Below are 1,411 nucleotides of genomic sequence, written 5' to 3'. Positions count from 1 at the left end.
CATGCTTTCACTCGCGCCGCCGTCGCGGGAGCAGGCCCTCCCCTGCGTCGCCGCTGAAACAAGAAAAGCCCCCTCGGGGCCTTTTCTTGTTTCAGCGGGCGGTCAATCCCGCTGCAGCGCGCCGGCTTCGACCAGCGCATCGGCTAGCCGGATGTACCGGTCCACGGAGATGTCCTCGGCCCGCGCGGTCGGCGCGATGTCCAGGGCTTCCCAGGGCACCAGCGGCGCCCAATCCGCCAGCACGCGGCGCAGCATCTTGCGACGCTGCGAGAACGCGCGCGCCACCACCGTTTCGAAGGCGCGCTCGCTGACTGGCCGCAGGCGGTCCGCCGGCAGGGGCACCATGCGCACGATCGCCGACACCACCTTGGGCGGCGGGTCGAAGGCCTCGGGCGGCACGTCGAACAGCTTGTGCATCCGATAGCGCGACTGCAGCATCACGGACAGGCGGCTGAAGTCGCCCGAACCGGGCTTGGCCACCATGCGGTCGATCACTTCGCGCTGCAGCATGAAATGCTGATCACGGACGTGATCGGCCCACGTCGCCAAGTGGAACAGCAGCGGGCTGGAGATGTTGTAGGGCAGGTTGCCCACCACGCGCAACGCGTTGCCGAACTGCGAAAAATCCACGGTCAGCGCATCGGCTTCGACCACGGTCAGGCGCGAAGCCTCGAACTGCTTGCGCAGGCGGGCCGCCAGATCCCGGTCGATTTCCACCGCGGTCAGGTGATCGATCCGCTCGAGCAGGGGCCGCGTCAGCGCGGACAAGCCCGGGCCGATCTCGACCACGACATCGTCGCGGGCGGGCGCAACCGCCCGGACGATGGACTCGACGACGCTCTCGTCGGTCAGGAAGTTCTGGCCAAAGCGCTTGCGCGCCTGGTGTTGAGACATGAAAAGCCCGTAATGCGGTTAGCGGTTGTTCTGCTGGATCTTCTGCTGCTTTTCGAGACGGTTGTCGACGTACGCCTGGGCGCGCAACTGCTCGAGCCAGTCTTCGAAGGCAGGCTGGGCACGGCGCTCGAACAAGGTCTGGCGGGCGCGCATGCGGGCCAGATCGTCGGTCGCGTCATGCTGACGGCGCTCTTCGACCTGGATGATGTGCCAGCCGAAAGGCGTCTGCACCGGCTGGCTGATTTCGCCCGGCTGCAGCGCGTTCATGGCGGCCTCGAAAGGCGGCACGGTCTCGCCCGGGTTCAGCCAACCCAGTTCGCCGCCTTGCGGCGCGGTCGCGTCCTGCGAGTACTGGCGCGCCATTTCTTCGAACTTGGCGCCCCCGTTCACCAGCCGCTGCCGCACCTGTTCCAGGCGCTGGCGCGCAAGTTCGTCGCTCATGACGGTGGACGTCTTGATCAGGATGTGGCGCGCGCGCGTCTGCACCACCTGCGTGGGGCCTTGCGGCGCCTGCGCC

Annotated in this window: 2 protein-coding genes; both read right to left on the bottom strand. The window is 67.5% G+C overall.

Translation table 11 applies throughout. The features are described from left to right. Nucleotides 1–102: 102 nt before the first annotated feature. On the bottom strand, nucleotides 103–894 hold the full coding sequence (rsmA, locus tag ABE485_RS31110; protein WP_346519101.1) for a 16S rRNA (adenine(1518)-N(6)/adenine(1519)-N(6))-dimethyltransferase RsmA: 792 nt from the start codon (nucleotides 892–894) through the stop codon (nucleotides 103–105). 18 nt (nucleotides 895–912) lie between these two features. After that, nucleotides 913–1,411: peptidylprolyl isomerase (locus tag ABE485_RS31105; protein ID WP_346519100.1), on the bottom strand; the 499-nt coding region annotated here is incomplete at its 5' end.

The sequence above is a fragment of the Achromobacter spanius genome (assembly GCF_039673305.1).
Lineage (GTDB): Bacteria > Pseudomonadota > Gammaproteobacteria > Burkholderiales > Burkholderiaceae_B > Achromobacter > Achromobacter spanius_F.
Note: the sequence above shows the minus strand (reverse complement) of the source record. Positions and strands in the feature narration are given on the sequence as shown.